The sequence below is a fragment of the Chitinophaga sp. genome (assembly GCF_035564935.1).
Taxonomy (GTDB): Bacteria; Bacteroidota; Bacteroidia; order Chitinophagales; family Chitinophagaceae; genus Chitinophaga.
Map to the genome: position 1 here is coordinate 1 of NZ_DATMTE010000321.1, position 1,841 is coordinate 1,841.

General features: G+C 47.5%; 1 protein-coding gene. It reads left to right on the plus strand.

The window, feature by feature from the left end:
• Nucleotides 1-128 precede the first annotated feature (128 nt).
• Nucleotides 129-1,664, plus strand: coding sequence for a L,D-transpeptidase family protein (locus VN105_RS08595; protein ID WP_325639873.1), 1,536 nt, complete (start codon nucleotides 129-131; stop codon nucleotides 1,662-1,664).
• The last annotated feature ends 177 nt before the right edge of the window (nucleotides 1,665-1,841 follow it).

The following is a 1,841-nucleotide window of genomic DNA, read 5'->3' on the forward strand; positions in this document are numbered from 1 at the left end:
ACAAGATTTTTATTATCAGTTTGTTATGCGGATCTGGAGTGTGCTTGTTGTTAGCCTGTGTCAATAAAAAAAAGCATACCGCCCCAAAACAAAAACAGATTGTAGCAAACATCAGACAGTTGGACGAAGTGATCACCGAGAGTATCACCGAACGATTGTCGGCCCTGAAAGATAACGAAGGCGAACTGGAAGACAGTTTGCAGTCCTTCCGACCTTCAGCAATACAGGAATTTTATGGCGCTGATAAACCGGCAAGCCAGTGGTCAAAGAACGGGACCACCAACCCTGCTGCGGACTCCATGCTGTATATGATCCAGCATGCGGAAGACGTGGGGCTGCTACCCGCGCAGTATCATGAACCGGCGCTCACCGCCGCATGGGAACAGATCAGCAGCGATGCCACCGCGAAAAAAGATGCTGCCCTGTGGGCAAAAGTGGATATGCTGATGACAGACGCTTTCATGAAAATGGCGTCGGACCTGCGTTACGGCGTTGCTCCCCGTGATAGCGTTACCCTCAGAAAGGATTCAGCGTTTACGGATGAACAACTCATCGCACAGTTGCGGCAGGCGCTCGAAGAAAAAAATGTGACAGCTATCCTGCATTCACTGGAGCCTACCCACGAAGGATACCTCGCCCTGAAGGAAGGTATTCAAACATTCAAAGCCAAATATGCGGACTACCATTGGGATACATTACCGCTTAACTATACGGATACACTGGGTTTCCGCCAGTTGGTGTTCAACCGTCTTGTACAAAGCGGGCATCTTGACACCACCGGCCGCGAGCTGGATTCCGCACTGCTAAAAACAGGTGTAAAAGCATTCCAGAAAGAGTTTAATATCTATCCCGATGGCGTAGCAGGAAAAAGAACGGTGATGGCCATGAACCGTTCTGCGCACGACTGGATCATGCAGGCGGCTGTAAACCTCGACCGCTGGCGCAAGCTGCCGGATACGCTGCCTTCCAGGTACATTCTTGTGAACTTACCGGGCTATAACCTGAAAGTGGTGGATAGCGGGGAAGTGGTGCTGGAATCCCGTGTAATTGTGGGTACGCCGCGCACACGTACGCCGCTGCTCAATTCGTATATGACCAATTTTATGATGTTCCCTTACTGGCGGGTACCTTATAGTATTGTATTTAAAGAAATGCTGCCGGCCATAAAAAAGGATGTTGGTTATCTCGCTAAGAAAAATCTGGAAGTAATTGATAAGGATGGTAATGCAGTGGATCCTTATACCATCGATTGGTCAAAGCTTGGTAAAGGGCATTTCCCCTATGTGCTTCGCCAGATGGATGGAATCGACAATTCACTGGGCGTCATGAAATTCAACTTCAGGAATAAATACAGTGTATATCTCCATGATACCAACAACCGCGGATTGTTTAAGAACTCCATGCGGGCCATGAGTCATGGTTGCGTGCGGGTGCAGCAATGGGACAGCCTGGCGCAGTACCTGGTGCGGGCCGATAGCTTGAGGCACAGCGGCGACAGCATCCGGGTATGGCTGGCACGCGAAGAAAAAAGACAGATAGATCTGCCTAAACATATTCCCATCTATCTCCGGTATTTTACGGCAGAAGGAAAAAACGGGGATCTTGTTTTCTATGATGATATTTATGGAGAAGATAGAATATTACGAAAGAAGATGAAGCTATAAAGTTTCTATCTTACAAAATAAAAAAGCATCGGAATGATATTATTCCGATGCTTTTTTTATAGCGGGTAAATTAAGCCAGTTTCGCTTTCAGCGCGGTATCCAGCGCTTCCAGGAACTCTTCAGTGTACAGGTAATGTTTACCATGTTCTACTTTATTTCCATGGATACAAACAGCCA